A 17,308-nucleotide genomic window follows, 5' to 3' on the forward strand; every position below is an offset into this window, starting at 1 on the left:
TTTTTTCCGCCATAGCTCAGTTGGTAGTAGCGCATGACTGTTAATCATGATGTCGTAGGTTCGAGTCCTACTGGCGGAGTCAGTACCCGAAAGGGTTTTTTTATTTCTCTTTTATTTATAAATTAAAAAAGGTTCTTTCGAACCTTTTTTCTTATTTAAAGAAAACATCGTATAGAGCTTTAATAGCCTGTTTTTCTTGTTCTTGATTGACGACAAACATGATGGAAACTTCGCTGGATCCTTGCGAAATCATTTGGATATTAATGTTATTTTCTGATAAAGCCTTTGTGGCTGTAGCTGTTACACCAATTTGATTTTTCATATTCTCTCCGACAATCATAATAATGGAAAGATCATGTTCAATTTCGGCATAATCCACTTGTAAATCTTGGATTAGATGTTTTAAAATTTCTTGTTCTTTAATTGGTGTTAATTCTTTCGAACGTAGAATGACAGATAAATCGTCAATTCCAGTTGGCATGTGATCCCAACTGATGTTCAAGTCTTCTAAAATTTGTAATAATTTTCTACCAAAACCGACTTCTCTATTCATCAGGTATTTGGTGGTATTAATGCTGACAAATCCAGAGTCTCCTGCAATCCCAACGACTTTAACATTTTCATCGGTATGGTTCAGCACAATCTTCGTACCTGGATGTTTTGGATTGTTGGTGTTCTTGATCACCATTGGAATCTTTCCACGATATGCAGGAACAAGTGCTTCATCATGGAGGACACTAAAGCCAGCATAGGCTAATTCCCGCATTTCTTTATAGGTTAATTCAGGAATAGAATGTGGCTGTTTGATAATGCCTGGGTGAGCTGCAAAAATACCATCGACGTCTGTAAAGTTCTCGTAGAGATCTGCTTTAACTCCCGCTGCAATAATAGATCCTGTAATATCAGAACCACCTCTTGAAAAAGTACAGACTTGTCCTTCTTTAGTAATTCCAAAGAATCCAGGGATCACTAAAATTTCATTATGATTTCTCAGTTCTTCAATCTTATCGTAACTAGAAGGGAGAATGCGGGCATTGCAAGGTTCACTTGTTACAAAGATACCTGCATCTTTTGGATGGATATATTTTGCTTCTAGACCCTTTTTTACAAAGTAAGCTGCAATGAGTTTTGCATTGTTGTTCTCTCCAGATGCTAAGAAGGTATCATATAAGAAGGTATTATCGGACTTGGGAAGTGTTGCAAGGGATTTGATATCTCTAGCAATCTCTTCGATAATTTCCTCGTCTAAGTCTAACTCCTCTGTAATGGAACGATAGCGATTGATAATCCATTCTTGACTTTGGTTCGTATCTTTTCCGTTGGTATATTCTTTATAATACTTGATGAGGGCATCTGTGACTTTTGTGTCCTCAGCATTGCGTTTCCCTGGAGCAGAAACGACCACGTATTGACGGGTTTCATCTTCTTTAACAATATTGAATACTTTTTCTAGCTGGGTAGCAGATGCTAACGAACTACCACCAAATTTAACTACTTTCATGTGGACTCCTTTACAAAACTTACTTTAAATTATACCAAAGATAAGGCTTGGTTACAATCTAAAAAGCACTGTTATCAAGCGAGTCTTTCGGGTGAGACACTTTGTTATGAAAATGTAATTTACTTCTCAAAGTAGTTGTGCTAAAATAATATGAAAATAAATAAGTTCAATTATCAAACAATTTGAATAGCTAATTAGTAAAGAGGTGGCTTATGGTGTTCGAAACGATTATTTATTCTGTAGAAGAGGATCTCGCATCTATTATTTTAAATAGACCAGAGGTTTCAAATGGTTTTAACATTCCAATGTGTCAGGAAATCCTTGAAGCATTAGAATTAGCTGAGAAGAATCCAGATGTGCGTTTTATTTTATTTAAAGCAGTCGGCAAGGTTTTTTCAGTTGGTGGTGATTTAGCTGAGATGAAACGGGCTGTTGATGCTGATGATATCGATTCGTTAACGCAAATTGCGGAATTGGTCAATCAAATCTCTAAAAAAATGAAGCAAATTCCAAAACCTGTGATTATGGTTGCAGATGGTGCGGTTGCAGGAGCAACTGCTAATATGGCAGTAGCGGCGGACTTTTGTATTGCTTCTGATAAAGCAAAGTTTATTCAAGCCTTTGTTGGAGTCGGTTTGGCTCCTGATGCCGGTGGCCTATTCCTTTTAGGAAGAGCCATTGGTTTGATTAGAGCAACTCAGTTAGCAATGACTGGTGAACCATTAGGTGCTGAAAAGGCTCTGGAATATGGCGTTGTGTACAAGGTTTCTGAAGTAGAAAAATTAGACAAGACTGTCAACCAACTACTCATTAAGTTAAGACGTAGCTCAGACAATTCTTTTGCTGCGATTAAAGAGTTGGCTTGGTCTAGCATGCTGACTGACTGGGATCGTTATGCTGAAATTGAGTTGCGATTGCAAAGAAATCTTTCTCTAAAGGAAGATTTTAAAGAAGGAGTTATTGCCTATTCAGAGCGTCGGCGCCCAAAATTCCAAGGAAAATAAAAACGTAAAATTTTTATGTTTTTATTGCTGAGGCTTGCTATTTGGTTTGATTTTTGATAAAATTCGATTATCAAAGTAATGAATAGGGGGTGTGGTTTTTGAATTTTCAACTAGTCAATGATTACCTTACATCCATTTTTAACAACGTATTAGTCATCGAAGAAACTAGTTTACGTAGCAGTCGATTTAATGATGTTTCCATTAAGGAAATGCACACTATTGATGTCATCGGCTCAACACCAAACGCAACTCCAAGTGATATTTCGCGTTCGTTAATGGTAACGTTAGGTACAGTCACTACCAGTTTAAATAATCTTGAACGAAAAGGTTATATTGAACGAACCAGATCTGAAGTTGATCGTCGGGTCGTCCATTTGAGTTTGACCAAAAGAGGCAAGCTCTTGTATCGGCTTCACCAACAATTTCACAAGCGGATGGTCAATCAAATTATTGATGGGATGTCTCCAGATGAACGGAAAGTGATGCAAAAAGGGTTGCAGAATCTTTATCGTTTCTTGGAGGAGTTGAAATAATGACTTTTGCAAAAATTAGTCAGGTAGCCCATTATGCGCCAAGTCAAGTGATTTCTAATCAGGATCTTTCTGAACGGATGGATACCAGCGATGAGTGGATTGCTAGTCGGACAGGAATTCGGAAGCGTCATATTACTCAATCAGAATCAACCAGCGATTTAGCTACGGAAGTGGCTCGACGCTTGCTTGAAAAAAGTGGTTTACAAGCGGATCAGTTGGATTTTATTATTGTTGCAACGATTTCGCCCGATTCCATGATGCCATCCACTGCAGCTCGTGTTCAAGCTAAAATTGGGGCCTCTAAAGCTTTTGTTTTTGATTTGACAGCAGCTTGTAGTGGATTTGTCTTTGCGCTTGCGACTGCTGAAAAGTTGCTTCGGTCTGGCCAGTACAAACGAGGAATCGTTATTGGAAGTGAAACCTTATCGAAAGTGATTGATTGGGAAGATCGGACAACAGCGGTCCTATTTGGGGATGGTGCTGGCGGTGTTTTATTGGAAGCTTCCGAACAACAAACTTTTTTAGCTGAAAGTTTATTTTCTGATGGTTCTCGTGGAGAGGTTCTTCAATCATCATCTGTTGGTTTATCTTCACCATATTCTGATAAGGAAGAAGATAAAAAATATTTATCAATGGATGGAAGAGCAGTCTTTGATTTTGCTATTCGGGATGTGGCTAAGAGTATTAAACATATGTTGGCTAATGCTCCAGTAGCTGTTGATGAAATTGACTATTTCCTCTTGCATCAGGCAAATGACCGTATCTTAGATAAAATGGCTAAGAAAATCGGGGTTGATCGGGAAAAACTTCCTGCAAATATGATGGAATATGGCAACACCAGTGCCGCAAGTATTCCAATTTTATTATCGGAGTGTGTCGACCAAGGACTAATCAAATTGGATGGAAGTCAAATAATTCTTCTGTCAGGATTTGGTGGAGGTTTGACATGGGGCTCACTTCTTGTTACAATCTAGTTAAATATGTGGTAACACATTTTAAAAATTTTTATTATTTTAAGGAGGCCAATCATGGCAGTATTTGAAAAAGTACAAGAAATTATCGTTGAAGAACTTGGTAAAGAACCATCAGAAGTAACTCTTAAGTCTACTTTTGAAGATCTTGAAGCTGATTCATTGGATTTGTTCCAAGTGATTTCAGAAATTGAAGATGCATTCGACATTCAAATTGAAACTGAAGAAGGATTGTCTACTGTAGGGGACCTTGTTGCTTACGTAGAAGAAAAAACTAAATAATAATGGATGAGAGTATCGAAAGATATTCTCTCTTGTTTAGGTAATAGTTTGACGCTCAAAGCAAAGAACCGCTTTCAAACTATTACTTAAGCGAAAATGAGGAAGGTACTATGCAAACACGAATTACTGAATTATTAAACATTAAATATCCAATTTTCCAAGGTGGTATGACTTGGGTAGCAGATGGAGATCTTGCTGGAGCTGTATCTAATGCGGGTGGTCTTGGGATCATCGGTGGAGGAAATGCACCTAAAGAAGTTGTCAAAGCGAATATTGATCGCGTCAAATCCATTACTGACAAACCTTTTGGAGTCAATATCATGCTCCTTTCTCCTTTTGCAGATGACATCGTTGACTTGGTTATCGAAGAAGGGGTTAAAGTTGTTACTACTGGTGCAGGGAATCCTGGGAAATACATGGATCGTTTCCATGAAGCGGGCATTACCGTTATTCCGGTTGTACCTTCAGTAGCTTTAGCAAAACGGATGGAAAAACTAGGTGCGGATGCTGTCATTGCTGAAGGAATGGAAGCAGGAGGTCATATTGGTAAATTGACGACCATGACCTTGGTTCGTCAAGTGGTCGAAGCGGTCTCTATTCCAGTTATCGGTGCTGGTGGTGTTGCAGATGGTGCAGGAGCGGCTGCAGTCTTCATGCTTGGAGCAGATGCTGTTCAAGTGGGAACACGATTTGTCGTTGCTAAAGAGTCAAATGCTCACCAAAACTTTAAGAATAAAATCTTGAAAGCTAAGGACATTGATACAGTGGTGTCTGCGTCAGTTGTTGGCCACCCAGTTCGTGCGATTAAGAATAAATTGGCTTCTGCCTATAACCAAGCTGAAAAAGATTTCTTGGCAGGTAAGAAGACTCAAGAAGAAATTGAAGAGTTAGGAGCAGGTGCTCTTCGCAATGCGGTTGTTGACGGAGACGTTGATAATGGATCTGTGATGGCAGGACAAATTGCAGGTCTCGTAAGTAAAGAAGAAACCTGTGCTGAAATCTTGGAAGATATCTATCTTGGAGCTGCTAAGGTCATTCAGAAAGAGGCAGCTCGCTGGGCAGATGTTAAATTCTAACAAGTAAAGGAAAGGAAGAGAACAGTGACAAAACGTGCCTTCTTATTTGCTGGTCAAGGTGCCCAAAAATTGGGGATGGCTAGTGACTTGTATGCAACTTATCCCGTTGTCAAAGAGACATTTGATACGGCTAGTCGTATTCTAGGTTATGATTTGCGTGAATTGATTGATTCTAACGAAGAAAAATTGAATCAGACACGCTATACTCAACCAGCTATTTTGACAACTTCTGTGGCTATTTATCGTCTATTGGCAGAAAATGGCATAACACCGGATATTGTGGCTGGTCTCTCCCTAGGAGAATATTCTGCTTTGGTTGCTGCAGGCGCTCTTTCCTTTGAAGAAGCGGTCGCCTTGGTAGCTAAGCGAGGGGAATTTATGGAAACAGCTGCGCCTGCTGGAAGCGGGAAGATGGTAGCTGTTATGAATACTGATCCTGCCTTGATTGAAGAAATCTGTCAACAGGCTTCTGAAAAGGGAGTTGTAACACCAGCTAACTACAATACTCCTGCCCAAATTGTAATTGGTGGAGAGGTTGAAACTGTGGATTATGCAGTTGAACTCTTACAAGAAGCAGGGGCAAAACGGTTGATTCCTCTGAATGTCTCTGGTCCTTTCCATACGGCCTTACTTGCTTCTGCTAGTGAAAAACTGGCGACTGAACTTGAAAAAGTTACTTTTAAGGACTTTAGCTTGCCTTTGGTTGGGAATACAGAAGCAAAGATCATGAAATCAGACGAAATCAAAGCTTTATTAGCTCGGCAAGTGATGGAGCCCGTTCGTTTCTATGATTCGATTGCGACGATTCAAGAGTTTGGAGTAGATGAAGTGATTGAAATTGGTCCAGGTAAGGTCTTGACTGGTTTCTTGAAAAAGATTGATAAAACTCTTCCAACGAAAAATGTGGAGGATCAAGCCAGCCTTGATGCCCTACTGAACGAATAAGATGAGGTGACTATGGAACTAAAGAATAAAAATGTATTTGTTACTGGCTCAAGTCGAGGCATTGGATTGGCTATTGCGCATAAATTTGCGTCAAAAGGTGCCAACATTGTCTTAAATAGTCGTGGAGAGCTCCCAGCAGGCCTAGTGGATGAATTTGCCTCATACGGTGTGAAGGTAGTTGGCGTTACTGGGGACGTATCCCAAGCTGCGGAAGCGAAACGAATGGTCGCGGAAGCGATTGAAGCACTTGGCTCAGTAGACATCCTTGTCAACAATGCTGGGATTACCAATGATAAGCTCATGTTGAAATTGACGGAAGAAGATTTCGAGCAAGTCTTGAAGGTGAATTTGACCGGTGCTTTTAATATGACACAATCAGTCTTAAAACCGATGACCAAAGCACGTGAAGGTGCTATCATTAACATGTCGAGTGTTGTCGGTCTGACAGGAAATGTTGGACAAGCCAACTATGCAGCCTCAAAAGCTGGTTTGATTGGTTTTTCTAAATCTGTAGCACGTGAAGTAGCTGGTAGAAATGTCCGTGTCAATGTCATTGCGCCGGGCTTCATTGAGTCTGATATGACAGAAGGACTTCCTGAAAAAATTAAAGAAATGTCTCTCGCTCAAATTCCAATGAAACGATTTGGAAATACAGAAGAAGTGGCAGATGTTGCAGTCTTTCTTGCGACTCAAGAATATCTAACAGGGCAAGTCATCGCAATTGATGGTGGCTTAACCATGCAATAAAAAGAGGTAGGTTTTGAAATGAAATTAAATCGTGTTGTTGTAACAGGCTATGGCTTGACATCTCCAATCGGAAACACTCCAGAAGAATTTTGGAATAGTTTAAAAGAAGGAAAAATTGGAATTGGTCCAATTACAAAATTTGACCACAGTGACTTTGCTGTTCATAATGCAGCTGAAATCCAAGATTTCCCATTTGATAAGTACTTTATCAAGAAAGATACAAACCGCTTTGACAACTACTCTTTGTATGCTTTGTATGCCGCTCAAGAAGCTGTGAATCATGCAGGTTTAGATGTAGAAGCTATTGATAAAGATCGTTTTGGTGTCATTGTTGCTTCTGGTATTGGTGGTATCAAAGAAATCGAAGATCAAGTGATTCGTTTGCATGAAAAAGGACCAAAACGTGTCAAACCAATGACACTTCCAAAAGCTTTGCCAAATATGGCATCTGGTAATGTTGCGATGCGTTTTGGAGCTAATGGAATTTGTAAATCGATCAATACTGCTTGTGCCTCTTCCAATGATGCGATTGGAGATGCTTTCCGCGCTATTAAGTTTGGTTTCCAAGATTTGATGTTGGTCGGTGGTTCTGAAGCTTCTATTACACCATTTGCAATCGCCGGTTTCCAAGCCCTAACAGCTCTTTCAACAACAGAAGATCCAACTCGTGCTTCTATTCCATTTGATAAAGATCGGAATGGTTTTGTGATGGGGGAAGGATCAGGAATGTTGGTACTTGAAAGTTTGGAACACGCTGAAAAACGTGGTGCAACCATTCTTGCTGAAGTCGTGGGTTACGGAAATACTTGTGATGCTTACCATATGACTTCTCCACATCCAGAAGGTCAAGGTGCTATTAAAGCTATGAAGTTGGCTTTGGATGAGGCAGAAATTGAACCAGCTCAAGTTGATTATGTCAACGCCCATGGTACCTCTACTCCAGCAAATGAAAAAGGAGAAAGTGGTGCAATCGTTTCTGTATTTGGTACAGAAGTTCCAGTATCTTCTACAAAATCATTTACAGGTCACCTCTTGGGAGCAGCAGGGGCAGTTGAAGCTATTGCGACGATTGAAGCAATTCGCCATCAATATGTTCCAAAAACTGCTGGAACACAAGAGTTATCAGATTATATTGAAGCCAATGTCATCTTTGGTGAAGGGCAAGAACGTCCGATTTCCTTTGCTATTTCCAATACATTTGGATTTGGAGGACACAATGCTGTCTTAGCCTTTAAACGTTGGGAGGGATAAAGTGAATATTCAAGAGATTAAAGACCTAATGAGTCAATTTGACCAATCTAGTCTTCGTGAATTTAGCTATCAAAATGCAACGGATGTGCTATCATTTAGTAAAAATGCTGGCAGTGTAGCTAGCCCACAACCTGCTACGCCGGCTCCTGTAGTTCAAGAAGTGGCACCTGCTGTTGAGAGCCCTGTTGTTCTTGCAGAAGAACCAGTTGCTTCTTCAGCACCAGCTCCTGAAGCAAGTCCAGCAGTAGCAGCAGAAGGGGAAGTGGTTGAAAGTCCTCTTGTTGGTGTAGCTTATTTAGCTTCAGGTCCAGATAAACCAGCTTTTGTTCAGGTTGGAGATAGTGTTTCAAAAGGCCAAACCCTATTGATTATTGAAGCGATGAAAGTTATGAACGAAGTTCCTGCACCAAAGGATGGAATGGTCACTGAAATCCTTGTTTCAAATGAAGAAATGGTTGAGTTTGGGAAAGGATTGGTACGGATTAAATGATCGATATTCAAGCTATTAAAGAGGCTCTTCCGCATCGCTATCCGATGTTGTTGGTGGATCGCGTCCTTGAAACAAGTGAGGATACGATTGTAGCCATTAAGAATGTGACGATCAATGAGCCCTTCTTTAATGGGCACTTTCCAAGCTACCCAGTAATGCCAGGTGTCCTCATTATGGAAGCCTTGGCACAAACTGCTGGTGTCTTAGAATTATCCAAACCAGAAAATAAAGGAAAATTAGTCTTTTATGCTGGAATGGATAAGGTTAAATTTAAAAAACAAGTCGTTCCGGGAGATCAGCTCGTAATGACGGCTACCTTTGTCAAGCGTCGTGGTTCGATTGCGGTCGTGGAAGCAAAAGCGGAAGTCGATGGGAAATTAGCTGCTAGCGGGACCCTAACATTTGCAATTGGTAACTAGGGAGGTTTCTATGTTCCGAAAAATTTTAATCGCGAATCGTGGTGAAATTGCGGTCCGGATTATTCGAGCTGCTCGTGAATTAGGAATTGAAACAGTCGCTGTCTATTCAACGGCTGATAAGGAAGCCTTGCATACCTTACTAGCGGATGAAGCAGTTTGTATTGGGCCTGCCAAGTCAACTGAGTCTTATTTAAACATGAATGCTGTTTTATCTGCAGCAGTTTTGACTGGATCAGAAGCGATTCACCCAGGATTTGGATTTTTGAGTGAAAATTCGAAGTTTGCCACCATGTGTGAAGAAGTCGGGATTAAGTTTATCGGACCATCAGGATCTGTCATGGATATGATGGGTGATAAAATTAATGCCCGAGAACAAATGATCAAAGCAGGCGTGCCTGTTATTCCAGGATCAGATGGAGAAGTTCATACAGCAGAAGAAGCCTTGGAAGTTGCCGATCGGATTGGTTATCCTGTCATGCTGAAAGCATCAGCTGGAGGTGGCGGTAAAGGAATCCGTAAAGTAGAACGGGCAGAAGACCTAGTTCCAGCTTTTGAATCTGCTTCGACAGAAGCTAAGGCGGCCTTTGGCAATGGAGCTATGTACCTTGAACGCGTCATCTACCCAGCTCGTCATATTGAAGTTCAAATCTTGGCTGACCAATTTGGGCATGTGGTTCATTTGGGTGAACGGGATTGTTCCCTTCAAAGAAACAACCAAAAAGTCCTCGAAGAATCTCCATCCGTAGCAATCGGTAAGACAATTCGAGACCAAATCGGATCTGCAGCTGTCCGAGCAGCAGAATCTGTTGGCTATGAAAATGCGGGGACAATCGAGTTTCTTTACGATGAAGGTAAAGGCGAATTTTACTTCATGGAGATGAACACTCGGGTTCAAGTCGAGCATCCCGTGACAGAATTTGTCACAGGAATTGATATCGTGAAAGAGCAAATTAAAATTGCTGCTGGGCAAGAATTGACTGTTCGTCAAGAAGATATTCAAATTTCTGGCCATGCCATTGAATGCCGGATCAATGCAGAAAATCCTGCCTTTAACTTTGCACCAAGTCCAGGAAAAATCACCAATCTCTATCTTCCAAGTGGAGGAGTCGGCTTGCGCGTGGATTCAGCTGTCTACCCTGGCTATACGATTCCACCTTACTACGATAGTATGATTGCCAAAATCATTGTCCATGGAGAGAATCGTTTCGATGCCTTGATGAAGATGCAACGCGCCCTCTATGAGTTGGAAATTGACGGTGTAATGACCAACAGTGATTTCCAATTGGATTTGATTTCAGATTCGAATGTGATTGCTGGTGATTACGATACCGCCTTTCTGATGGAGACATTTTTACCAAATTATCAGAAAAATCAATAAGCAATGAACTTTGTAAATGTGAGATTCATTTTCACAAGGAATGAACGCGCACAATTACAAAGTTCTTTTACCAAGTAAGGAGAAGTTGATGGCTTTATTTTCTAAAAAAGATAAGTACATTCGAATTAATCCCAATCGGTCGGCCATTGAAGCACCTCAGCCAAAACCAGAGGTTCCAGATGAGTTGTTTTCTCAGTGTCCGGGCTGTAAACATACGATTTACCAAAAGGATCTGGGAAGTGAACGTCTGTGTCCTAAGTGTGGTTATACCTTCCGCATCTCTGCGGTTGAGCGACTTCAATTGACGATTGATCCAGGAAGCTTTATTGAACTGTTTACGGGTATTGAGACCAAGGACCCGCTTAAGTTTCCAAACTACAAGAAGAAATTGGCGGCTGTTCGTGAATTGACAGGACTTGATGAAGCTGTGCTAACAGGAACTGCAAAGATCGGGGGGCATCAAGTGGCTCTTGGTATTATGGATTCTAATTTCATCATGGCTTCTATGGGCTCTGTGGTCGGTGAAAAGATTACGCGTCTATTTGAATTGGCGACAGAAGAAAAGCTCCCAGTTGTGCTCTTTACCGCTTCTGGTGGCGCTCGGATGCAAGAAGGAATCGTCAGTTTGATGCAGATGGCTAAAATCTCTGCAGCTGTTCAAAGACACTCAAAAGCAGGCTTGTTTTATCTGACAGTTCTAACAGACCCAACAACAGGTGGGGTAACGGCGTCGTTTGCAATGGAAGGGGATATTATCATTGCAGAGAGCCAGGCCCTTGTGGGATTTGCAGGTCGACGAGTGATCGAGTCTACTGTACGGGAACAGTTACCGGATAATTTCCAAAAGGCTGAATTTTTGCAGGAGCATGGCTTTGTGGATGTGATTGTCCAGCGTAGTGAGATGCGTTCAACAATCGCAGACTTGTTAGCCTTTCATGGAGGGAAGTAATGACAAGAATAACACAAATTATTAAAGAAGCTCGTGACCAAGGACGTTTGACAGCTCTCGATTATGCACTTGGAATTTTTGATAATTTTATCGAATTACATGGAGATCGGAATTTCCGAGATGACGGTGCAGTGATTGGCGGAATTGGCTGGTTAGGGGATCAAGCGGTGACGGTTGTCGGTATTCAAAAGGGAAAGAATCTTCAGGACAACCTCAGTCGAAACTTTGGCCAACCCCACCCAGAAGGTTATCGAAAAGCCTTGCGTCTGATGAAACAGGCGGAGAAATTTGGTCGTCCAGTAGTAACCTTCATCAACACTGCGGGTGCTTATCCGGGTGTTGGTGCTGAAGAGCGGGGACAGGGTGAGGCTATTGCCCGCAACCTCATGGAAATGAGTGACTTAAAAGTTCCGATTATCGCGATTATCATCGGAGAAGGTGGCTCAGGTGGGGCTCTTGCTTTAGCTGTAGCAGACAAGGTCTGGATGCTAGAGAACTCCATCTATGCAGTTCTGAGTCCAGAAGGATTTGCCTCTATTCTCTGGAAAGACGGAAGCCGTGCCATGGAAGCAGCTGAATTGATGAAGATTACTTCGCATGAGTTGTTGAATATGGATATTGTGGACAAGGTGATTCCGGAGCATGGTTTTTCTAATGGCGAATTACTAGCTCAAGTGAAGAAGGAAATCAAAGCAGAATTGAAGGAGCTACAAGCCTTGCCTCTCGAAGAACTTCTAGAGCAACGTTACCAACGTTTTCGTAAATATTAAAAAACTGAGCTTGCAATTTGCAAGTCTCAGTTTTTTTAAACTTTATTTTGGTGCGATGACTTCAGCTCCACCCATGTATGGACGAAGGACTTCAGGAATAGTTACAGAACCATCTTCGTTTTGATAGTTTTCAAGAATAGCTGCCACTGTACGTCCAACAGCCAATCCAGAACCATTCAAGGTGTGGAGAAGTTTAACCTTACCATCTGCTTCATCACGGTAACGGATTTGAGCACGACGTGCTTGGAAATCTTCAGTGTTTGAGCAGCTTGAAATTTCACGGTAGGTGTTTTGAGCAGGGATCCAAACTTCCAAGTCGTAAGTCTTAGCAGCTGAGAAGCCCATATCTCCTGTTGAGAGAGCCACGACACGATATGGAAGGTTCAGTTTTTGAAGGATGTTTTCAGCGTTGGCTGTCATCTTTTCCAATTCTTCATATGATTCTTCCGGTTTGGCAAATTTGACCATTTCTACCTTATGGAATTGGTGTAAACGGATCAAACCACGAGTGTCACGACCAGCAGAACCTGCTTCTGAACGGAAAGAAGGGCTCATCGCAGTAAAGTAGATTGGGAGATCCTTGCCATCGATGATTTCGTCACGGTAGTAGTTGGTCAGAGGTACTTCAGCGGTTGGAATCAAGACATAGTTGGTGTCGCTGAGTTCAAAAGTATCTTCTTTGAATTTTGGATATTGACCAGTACCAAACATAGAATCGTGGTTGACCATGTAAGGGGTGATGACTTCTGTGTATCCTTCCTTGCCATGCTCATCCAACATAAAGTTATAGATAGCACGTTCTAAGCGAGCTCCAAGCCCCTTGTAGAAGAGGAAACGAGCGCCAGTGACTTTTCCACCACGTTCCCAGTCAAGGATGTCTAAGTCTTCTCCAAGGTCCCAGTGAGCTTTAGGTTCGAAGTCAAACTCGCGAGGAGTTCCCCAACGGCGAACTTCTACGTTATCATCTTCATCAGCTCCAACAGGCACGCTATCAGCAGGGATGTTTGGAAGAGTCGTAGTAAATTCTGTCAATTTTGCATCGATTTCTGCCAATTCTGCATCAAGAGCTTTAACTTCTGCAGAGAGAGTTTGCATGGCAGCAATCTTATCATCTGCATTTTCTTTATTTCGCTTAGCTTGAGCGATTTCAGCAGATACGGTGTTGCGCTCAGCCTTGAGGCTTTCTACTTTGACCAAGATGTCACGACGTTTGGCATCGATTTCTTTCATTTCGTTCAAGATGGCAGCATCTACACCGCGTGTCGCTAATTTTTCAGCAACTGTATCAAAGTCTGTACGAATTCGTTTAATATCTAACATAGCTTCTCCTTTAACAAAAAGCACACCTGTTACAGTGTTGGAGTGGCAGGGCCACGGTTCCATCCAACTTCACAGGTGTGCACTTGATTTGATCTTCAATTTTTTGATAAACGGTAGAATTTCAATTAAGTCCTCTATCTGCTCACAGCAACCGCAGACTTTCTGAAAGATTTCCTTAATTTACTTATCCGTTTTCGTTTATTATACAAGAAAAGGAGCTATTTTGCAAATAGATTTTTAATTTTAGCTGCGATGGTTTGGATCAAGGTCGGTAGCTTGACAATTTTATCATTCCCAAGGTGTTGACGGGCAATTTTTAAGATTTTCCCCGAGTCTTTAGAAGCAAATAGGAACTTGCTTTCCTTGGTGTAAATTTCAAAATGGCGGCTAATTTTACGCCCGGATACGTTGGCTCCAATCTGTTCGATTTCTTTCCAGGGAATTTGGACGTAGTCTTCTACATTAGCATCTGCGTAAAATTCAAAAGCCACATCTCCAACTAAGATTTTTCCAACCTTTCCACCAACACCTAGATAAGAGACACCAGTGGTATGGAATTCCACGGTTTTATTCTGTGATTGCGCCATGTGATCCTCCTGTATTTCTATTCATTCCATTATATCATAATAAAAAGAAGGCCGAAACCTTCTTTTTAGTTGATTTTTGATTACATCAAGCCAGCAACGTGTGCCAAGACACCGATTACAAAGAGGGCGATGATGATAGTGATTGGAGATACTTTCTTCTTAAGCAACCACATACAAGCGAAAGTAAGAAGCAATCCCATCAAACCAGGAATCAATGAATCCAAGTTTTGTTGGAAAGTCGTAACTTTTTCAGGTGTTTGAGATAGACCTGAACCAACTTGAGCGAAGGCTTCTTGGATACCCTTGTATCCTTCAGGAAGTTTATCCCAGTGGATATAAGCTTTGTCGTCTAATTTGACAGAAGAAACATTAAAGATGAATTTAATAGATACCCAACGTTCTACCAAGACAGCAAGGATGAACATTCCGAGGATAGAAGCTCCTTTAGTGATATCTTGCAAGATCCCACCAGACATATCTTTGGTAATTTCAGAACCTGCTTTGTATCCAAGTTCTTGGGTGTACCACAAGAAGGACATACGAATCGCATTCCATGCAATAAAGAAGATGAGTGGGCCAAGGATGTTACCTGTCAAGGCAAGAGATGCACCAAGAGCTCCAAGGATTGGACGAACTGTAAACCAGAAGACAGGATCTCCGATACCCGCCAAAGGTCCCATCATACCAATCTTAACCCCTTGGATAGCGGCATCATCAATCGCAGCGCCATTTGCTTTTTCTTCTTCAAGGGCAAGAGTTACCCCGATGATTGGAGCAGCTACGTATGGGTGAGTGTTGAAGAACTCCATGTGACGCTCAAGAGCAGCCGCTTGGTCTTCTTTCTTCGTGTAAAGTTTTTTGATAGCTGGGATCAATGAGTAAGCCCAACCCAAGTTTTGCATCCGTTCATAGTTCCAAGAACCTTGCAAGAAGGTTGAACGCCACCAAACTTTTTGACGATCTGATTTAGATAATTGTAATTTTTCAGTCATGATAGTGTCACACCTTTCTTAATAGTCTTCAAGGATATCGCCGATTGGGTCATTAGAAGTAGCAACTCCGCCACCTCCATTGCCACCTTTCTTAGAGAGAGAAAGGTAGATCAAGGCAAGGGCAACACCAATTGCACCAAGAGCAATCAAGGTCAATTGGCTAACAGCAGCAAGAGCAAAACCAATGGCAAAGAATGGCCAAACTTCACGGCTTGCCATCATGTTGATAACCATGGCGTAACCAACGGCAACGACCATACCACCACCGATTTGCATACCGTCTGACAACCAAGCAGGCATCGCTTCAAGAGCACCTTTAACAGTGTCAGCAGGGATCATCAAAAGAAGGGCTGCAGGAATGGCGATACGAAGACCTTGAAGGAGAAGTGCTACAAAGTGAGCGCGTTCTACGCCTTTGATATCACCTTTTTTAGCAGCAGCGTCGGCAGTGTGGACCAAACCAACGGAGAGAGTACGGACGATCATGGTCAAGAAAAGACCAGCAACTGCAAGTGGAATAGCTACACCTTGAGCCACAGCGATTCCTTTAGAGCTAAAGTCACCACCAAGAACCAAGATAATCGCAGCAGCAACTGACGCAAGAGCAGCATCGGGTGCAACTGCGGCACCAATGTTGGCCCAGCCAAGTGCAAGTAATTGAAGGGAACCACCAAGCATAACACCGGCAGTCAAGTTACCTGTTACCAAACCGATTAAGGTACAAGCAACAAGTGGTTGGTGGAATTGGAATTGGTCAAGGATACCTTCAAGACCTGCTAAGAAGGCAACAACGACCACTAATACCATAGAAATAATAGACATGTTTAAAATCCTTTCGTAAGTAATCGGTTATTGAACGTTAGCTTTGTTAATTAAGTCAAACAAATCTTTCTTAGAGTCATTTGGTACTTTACGGACATCAAATTCCACTCCAAGATCACGCATTTTTTCAAATGTAGCCACATCCTCTTTGTCCATTGACAAGACATTGTTAACCATGGTTTTACCAGTTGAGTGGGCCATTGAACCAACGTTCAAGGTTTTAATCGGAACACCACCCTCGATGGCACGAAGGGCATCTTGAGGTGTTTCAAACAAGATCAAAGCATGTGTTTCACCAAAGCGTGGATCTTTTGCAACGTCGATCAATTTTTGAATTGGGACAACGTTTGCTTTCACACCATTCGGTGCTGCTTGCTTGATCAACTCTTTACGGAGCTCATCTTTGGCAACTGAGTCTGAAGCTACGATGATTCGATCCGCTTTTGAATCAGGTGTCCAAGCAGTTGCGACTTGTCCGTGAAGTAGACGAGTATCTAAGCGGGCAAGATTAATCTTGAGTTTTCCATCACCGATTACTGTTCCTTCTGGAATAGCGGCTTGGGCAACAGGAGCAGCTGAAGCAGTGCTTGCTTCTTCGACTGGATTCAATTCTTCTGGAAGAGCTTTGATTCCATCTTTAGATTCTTTGATGATGTTTGCAGCAACTTGATCAACACCAGCAGTTGCATCCATCAAACGTTCAGTATAAGCTTGAATCAACATCGGAAGGTTCAATCCTGTGATGATCGCAAATTTACGATCTGGATTTTCACCCATAACGCGACTCGCTTGGTTAAATGGAGAACCACTCCAAAGGTCAGCCAAAACCAAGATTTCATCTTCTGCATCAAATGCGGCAACAGCAGCATTGAATTTAGCATAGAGATCATCTGGGCCTTCACTTGGCATGAACGTAACCACTTGAACTTTCTCTTGATCCCCAAAGATCATCGAGCCGGATTGGTGGATTCCAGCTGCAAATTCACCGTGGCTAGCAATAATGATACCAATACTCATTATTGACATTCCTCCTTATAAAATTTGTTTGACTTTCAGTTTAAGAAAACTTTAAGCTTATCTATTATAAAACGTTTTCATAATAAAGTCAATTTTTCAATACTAAATTAAAGGAAAAAGAGAGTCTTTAACATATTAAATTGTTAACATCTGAGGTCGCTTGCTAGCAGACTTATTTGGCTATAAAATTCGAAAATCCTTTGGAATTCCTTGACAAGAGGGGAACGAAGGGGATTCTATGTTTCTGAAAAGAG

The 17,308-nt window shown here is 41.6% G+C and carries 19 protein-coding genes and 1 tRNA gene; 14 read left to right on the forward strand and 6 right to left on the reverse strand.

Annotated features, from left to right (window positions below; genetic code table 11):
- The first annotated feature begins 5 nt into the window (after positions 1-5).
- A tRNA-Asn gene (locus AC3E6G_RS08330) sits at positions 6-79 on the forward strand.
- Positions 80-151: 72 nt separating this feature from the next.
- Here the strand turns inward: AC3E6G_RS08330 and AC3E6G_RS08335 are convergent.
- A complete protein-coding gene (locus AC3E6G_RS08335; protein ID WP_490700816.1) occupies positions 152-1,501 on the reverse strand; it encodes an aspartate kinase in 1,350 nt (449 codons plus the stop codon).
- A 212-nt stretch (positions 1,502-1,713) separates the two neighbouring features.
- Between AC3E6G_RS08335 and AC3E6G_RS08340 the strand changes: the two genes are divergently transcribed.
- From AC3E6G_RS08340 to AC3E6G_RS08400, 13 genes are all read left to right on the forward strand, one after another.
- Complete coding sequence (locus tag AC3E6G_RS08340; RefSeq protein ID WP_061564753.1) at positions 1,714-2,505, forward strand: enoyl-CoA hydratase; 792 nt, start codon at positions 1,714-1,716, stop codon at positions 2,503-2,505.
- Positions 2,506-2,603: 98 nt separating this feature from the next.
- Positions 2,604-3,038: a fatty acid biosynthesis transcriptional regulator FabT gene (fabT, locus tag AC3E6G_RS08345; protein ID WP_006597415.1), complete on the forward strand. Its 435-nt coding sequence runs from the start codon at positions 2,604-2,606 to the stop codon at positions 3,036-3,038.
- On the forward strand, positions 3,038-4,012 hold the full coding sequence (locus tag AC3E6G_RS08350) for a beta-ketoacyl-ACP synthase III (RefSeq protein ID WP_048688758.1): 975 nt from the start codon (positions 3,038-3,040) through the stop codon (positions 4,010-4,012). Before fabT ends, AC3E6G_RS08350 begins: the two co-directional genes overlap by 1 nt.
- Before the next feature lie 54 nt (positions 4,013-4,066).
- Complete coding sequence (locus AC3E6G_RS08355; RefSeq protein ID WP_490700817.1) at positions 4,067-4,291, forward strand: acyl carrier protein; 225 nt, start codon at positions 4,067-4,069, stop codon at positions 4,289-4,291.
- A 110-nt stretch (positions 4,292-4,401) separates the two neighbouring features.
- Positions 4,402-5,367 (forward strand): enoyl-[acyl-carrier-protein] reductase FabK, encoded by a 966-nt coding sequence (fabK, locus tag AC3E6G_RS08360; RefSeq protein ID WP_490700818.1) that lies wholly within the window; start codon positions 4,402-4,404, stop codon positions 5,365-5,367.
- A 24-nt stretch (positions 5,368-5,391) separates the two neighbouring features.
- On the forward strand, positions 5,392-6,312 hold the full coding sequence (fabD, locus tag AC3E6G_RS08365) for an ACP S-malonyltransferase (protein ID WP_490700819.1): 921 nt from the start codon (positions 5,392-5,394) through the stop codon (positions 6,310-6,312).
- Between the two features lie 12 nt (positions 6,313-6,324).
- Positions 6,325-7,059 (forward strand): 3-oxoacyl-[acyl-carrier-protein] reductase, encoded by a 735-nt coding sequence (fabG, locus tag AC3E6G_RS08370; protein ID WP_048688768.1) that lies wholly within the window; start codon positions 6,325-6,327, stop codon positions 7,057-7,059.
- Between the two features lie 18 nt (positions 7,060-7,077).
- The gene (gene fabF / locus AC3E6G_RS08375; RefSeq protein ID WP_156677097.1) at positions 7,078-8,310 is read left to right on the forward strand and encodes a beta-ketoacyl-ACP synthase II; all 1,233 of its coding nucleotides are present in this window, start codon (positions 7,078-7,080) and stop codon (positions 8,308-8,310) included.
- A 1-nt stretch (position 8,311) separates the two neighbouring features.
- Positions 8,312-8,800, forward strand: coding sequence for an acetyl-CoA carboxylase biotin carboxyl carrier protein (accB, locus tag AC3E6G_RS08380; RefSeq protein WP_490700820.1), 489 nt, complete (start codon positions 8,312-8,314; stop codon positions 8,798-8,800).
- The gene (gene fabZ, locus AC3E6G_RS08385; protein ID WP_006596902.1) at positions 8,797-9,219 is read left to right on the forward strand and encodes a 3-hydroxyacyl-ACP dehydratase FabZ; all 423 of its coding nucleotides are present in this window, start codon (positions 8,797-8,799) and stop codon (positions 9,217-9,219) included. Before accB ends, fabZ begins: the two co-directional genes overlap by 4 nt.
- 10 nt (positions 9,220-9,229) lie before the next feature.
- Positions 9,230-10,597: an acetyl-CoA carboxylase biotin carboxylase subunit gene (locus AC3E6G_RS08390; protein WP_490700821.1), complete on the forward strand. Its 1,368-nt coding sequence runs from the start codon at positions 9,230-9,232 to the stop codon at positions 10,595-10,597.
- Positions 10,598-10,685: 88 nt separating this feature from the next.
- A complete protein-coding gene (gene accD / locus AC3E6G_RS08395; RefSeq protein WP_006597410.1) occupies positions 10,686-11,546 on the forward strand; it encodes an acetyl-CoA carboxylase, carboxyltransferase subunit beta in 861 nt (286 codons plus the stop codon).
- Positions 11,546-12,316, forward strand: a complete 771-nt coding sequence (locus AC3E6G_RS08400; protein ID WP_490700822.1) for an acetyl-CoA carboxylase carboxyl transferase subunit alpha — start codon at positions 11,546-11,548, stop codon at positions 12,314-12,316. The genes accD and AC3E6G_RS08400 overlap by 1 nt, the downstream gene beginning before the upstream one ends.
- Positions 12,317-12,358: 42 nt before the next feature.
- Here AC3E6G_RS08400 and serS read toward each other — a convergent pair whose 3' ends face one another.
- From serS to AC3E6G_RS08425, 5 genes are all read right to left on the reverse strand, one after another.
- Complete coding sequence (gene serS, locus AC3E6G_RS08405) at positions 12,359-13,636, reverse strand: serine--tRNA ligase (protein ID WP_048688786.1); 1,278 nt, start codon at positions 13,634-13,636, stop codon at positions 12,359-12,361.
- A 218-nt stretch (positions 13,637-13,854) separates the two neighbouring features.
- Positions 13,855-14,223, reverse strand: a complete 369-nt coding sequence (locus AC3E6G_RS08410) for a DUF956 family protein (RefSeq protein ID WP_048688789.1) — start codon at positions 14,221-14,223, stop codon at positions 13,855-13,857.
- 80 nt (positions 14,224-14,303) lie between these two features.
- Positions 14,304-15,215 (reverse strand): PTS system mannose/fructose/sorbose family transporter subunit IID, encoded by a 912-nt coding sequence (locus AC3E6G_RS08415; protein ID WP_125336177.1) that lies wholly within the window; start codon positions 15,213-15,215, stop codon positions 14,304-14,306.
- 18 nt (positions 15,216-15,233) lie between these two features.
- On the reverse strand, positions 15,234-16,037 hold the full coding sequence (locus AC3E6G_RS08420) for a PTS mannose/fructose/sorbose transporter subunit IIC (protein ID WP_006596895.1): 804 nt from the start codon (positions 16,035-16,037) through the stop codon (positions 15,234-15,236).
- Between the two features lie 27 nt (positions 16,038-16,064).
- Positions 16,065-17,054 (reverse strand): PTS sugar transporter subunit IIB, encoded by a 990-nt coding sequence (locus AC3E6G_RS08425; protein WP_154859394.1) that lies wholly within the window; start codon positions 17,052-17,054, stop codon positions 16,065-16,067.
- Positions 17,055-17,308: the final 254 nt, after the last annotated feature.

It is taken from the genome of Streptococcus sp. SCPM-O-B-23252 (M501), assembly GCF_058200355.1.

What these genes read in the sequence shown, in the direction of transcription:
- AC3E6G_RS08335 (WP_490700816.1), bottom strand. Translation starts at nt 1,501, where the DNA reads ATGAAAGTAGTTAAATTTGGTGGTAGTTCGTTAGCATCTGCTACCCAG.
- AC3E6G_RS08340 (WP_061564753.1), top strand. Translation starts at nt 1,714, where the DNA reads ATGGTGTTCGAAACGATTATTTATTCTGTAGAAGAGGATCTCGCATCT.
- AC3E6G_RS08350 (WP_048688758.1), top strand. Translation starts at nt 3,038, where the DNA reads ATGACTTTTGCAAAAATTAGTCAGGTAGCCCATTATGCGCCAAGTCAA.
- AC3E6G_RS08355 (WP_490700817.1), top strand. Translation starts at nt 4,067, where the DNA reads ATGGCAGTATTTGAAAAAGTACAAGAAATTATCGTTGAAGAACTTGGT.
- fabK (WP_490700818.1), top strand. Translation starts at nt 4,402, where the DNA reads ATGCAAACACGAATTACTGAATTATTAAACATTAAATATCCAATTTTC.
- fabG (WP_048688768.1), top strand. Translation starts at nt 6,325, where the DNA reads ATGGAACTAAAGAATAAAAATGTATTTGTTACTGGCTCAAGTCGAGGC.
- fabF (WP_156677097.1), top strand. Translation starts at nt 7,078, where the DNA reads ATGAAATTAAATCGTGTTGTTGTAACAGGCTATGGCTTGACATCTCCA.
- fabZ (WP_006596902.1), top strand. Translation starts at nt 8,797, where the DNA reads ATGATCGATATTCAAGCTATTAAAGAGGCTCTTCCGCATCGCTATCCG.
- AC3E6G_RS08390 (WP_490700821.1), top strand. Translation starts at nt 9,230, where the DNA reads ATGTTCCGAAAAATTTTAATCGCGAATCGTGGTGAAATTGCGGTCCGG.
- accD (WP_006597410.1), top strand. Translation starts at nt 10,686, where the DNA reads ATGGCTTTATTTTCTAAAAAAGATAAGTACATTCGAATTAATCCCAAT.
- AC3E6G_RS08400 (WP_490700822.1), top strand. Translation starts at nt 11,546, where the DNA reads ATGACAAGAATAACACAAATTATTAAAGAAGCTCGTGACCAAGGACGT.
- serS (WP_048688786.1), bottom strand. Translation starts at nt 13,636, where the DNA reads ATGTTAGATATTAAACGAATTCGTACAGACTTTGATACAGTTGCTGAA.
- AC3E6G_RS08410 (WP_048688789.1), bottom strand. Translation starts at nt 14,223, where the DNA reads ATGGCGCAATCACAGAATAAAACCGTGGAATTCCATACCACTGGTGTC.
- AC3E6G_RS08415 (WP_125336177.1), bottom strand. Translation starts at nt 15,215, where the DNA reads ATGACTGAAAAATTACAATTATCTAAATCAGATCGTCAAAAAGTTTGG.
- AC3E6G_RS08420 (WP_006596895.1), bottom strand. Translation starts at nt 16,037, where the DNA reads ATGTCTATTATTTCTATGGTATTAGTGGTCGTTGTTGCCTTCTTAGCA.
- AC3E6G_RS08425 (WP_154859394.1), bottom strand. Translation starts at nt 17,054, where the DNA reads ATGAGTATTGGTATCATTATTGCTAGCCACGGTGAATTTGCAGCTGGA.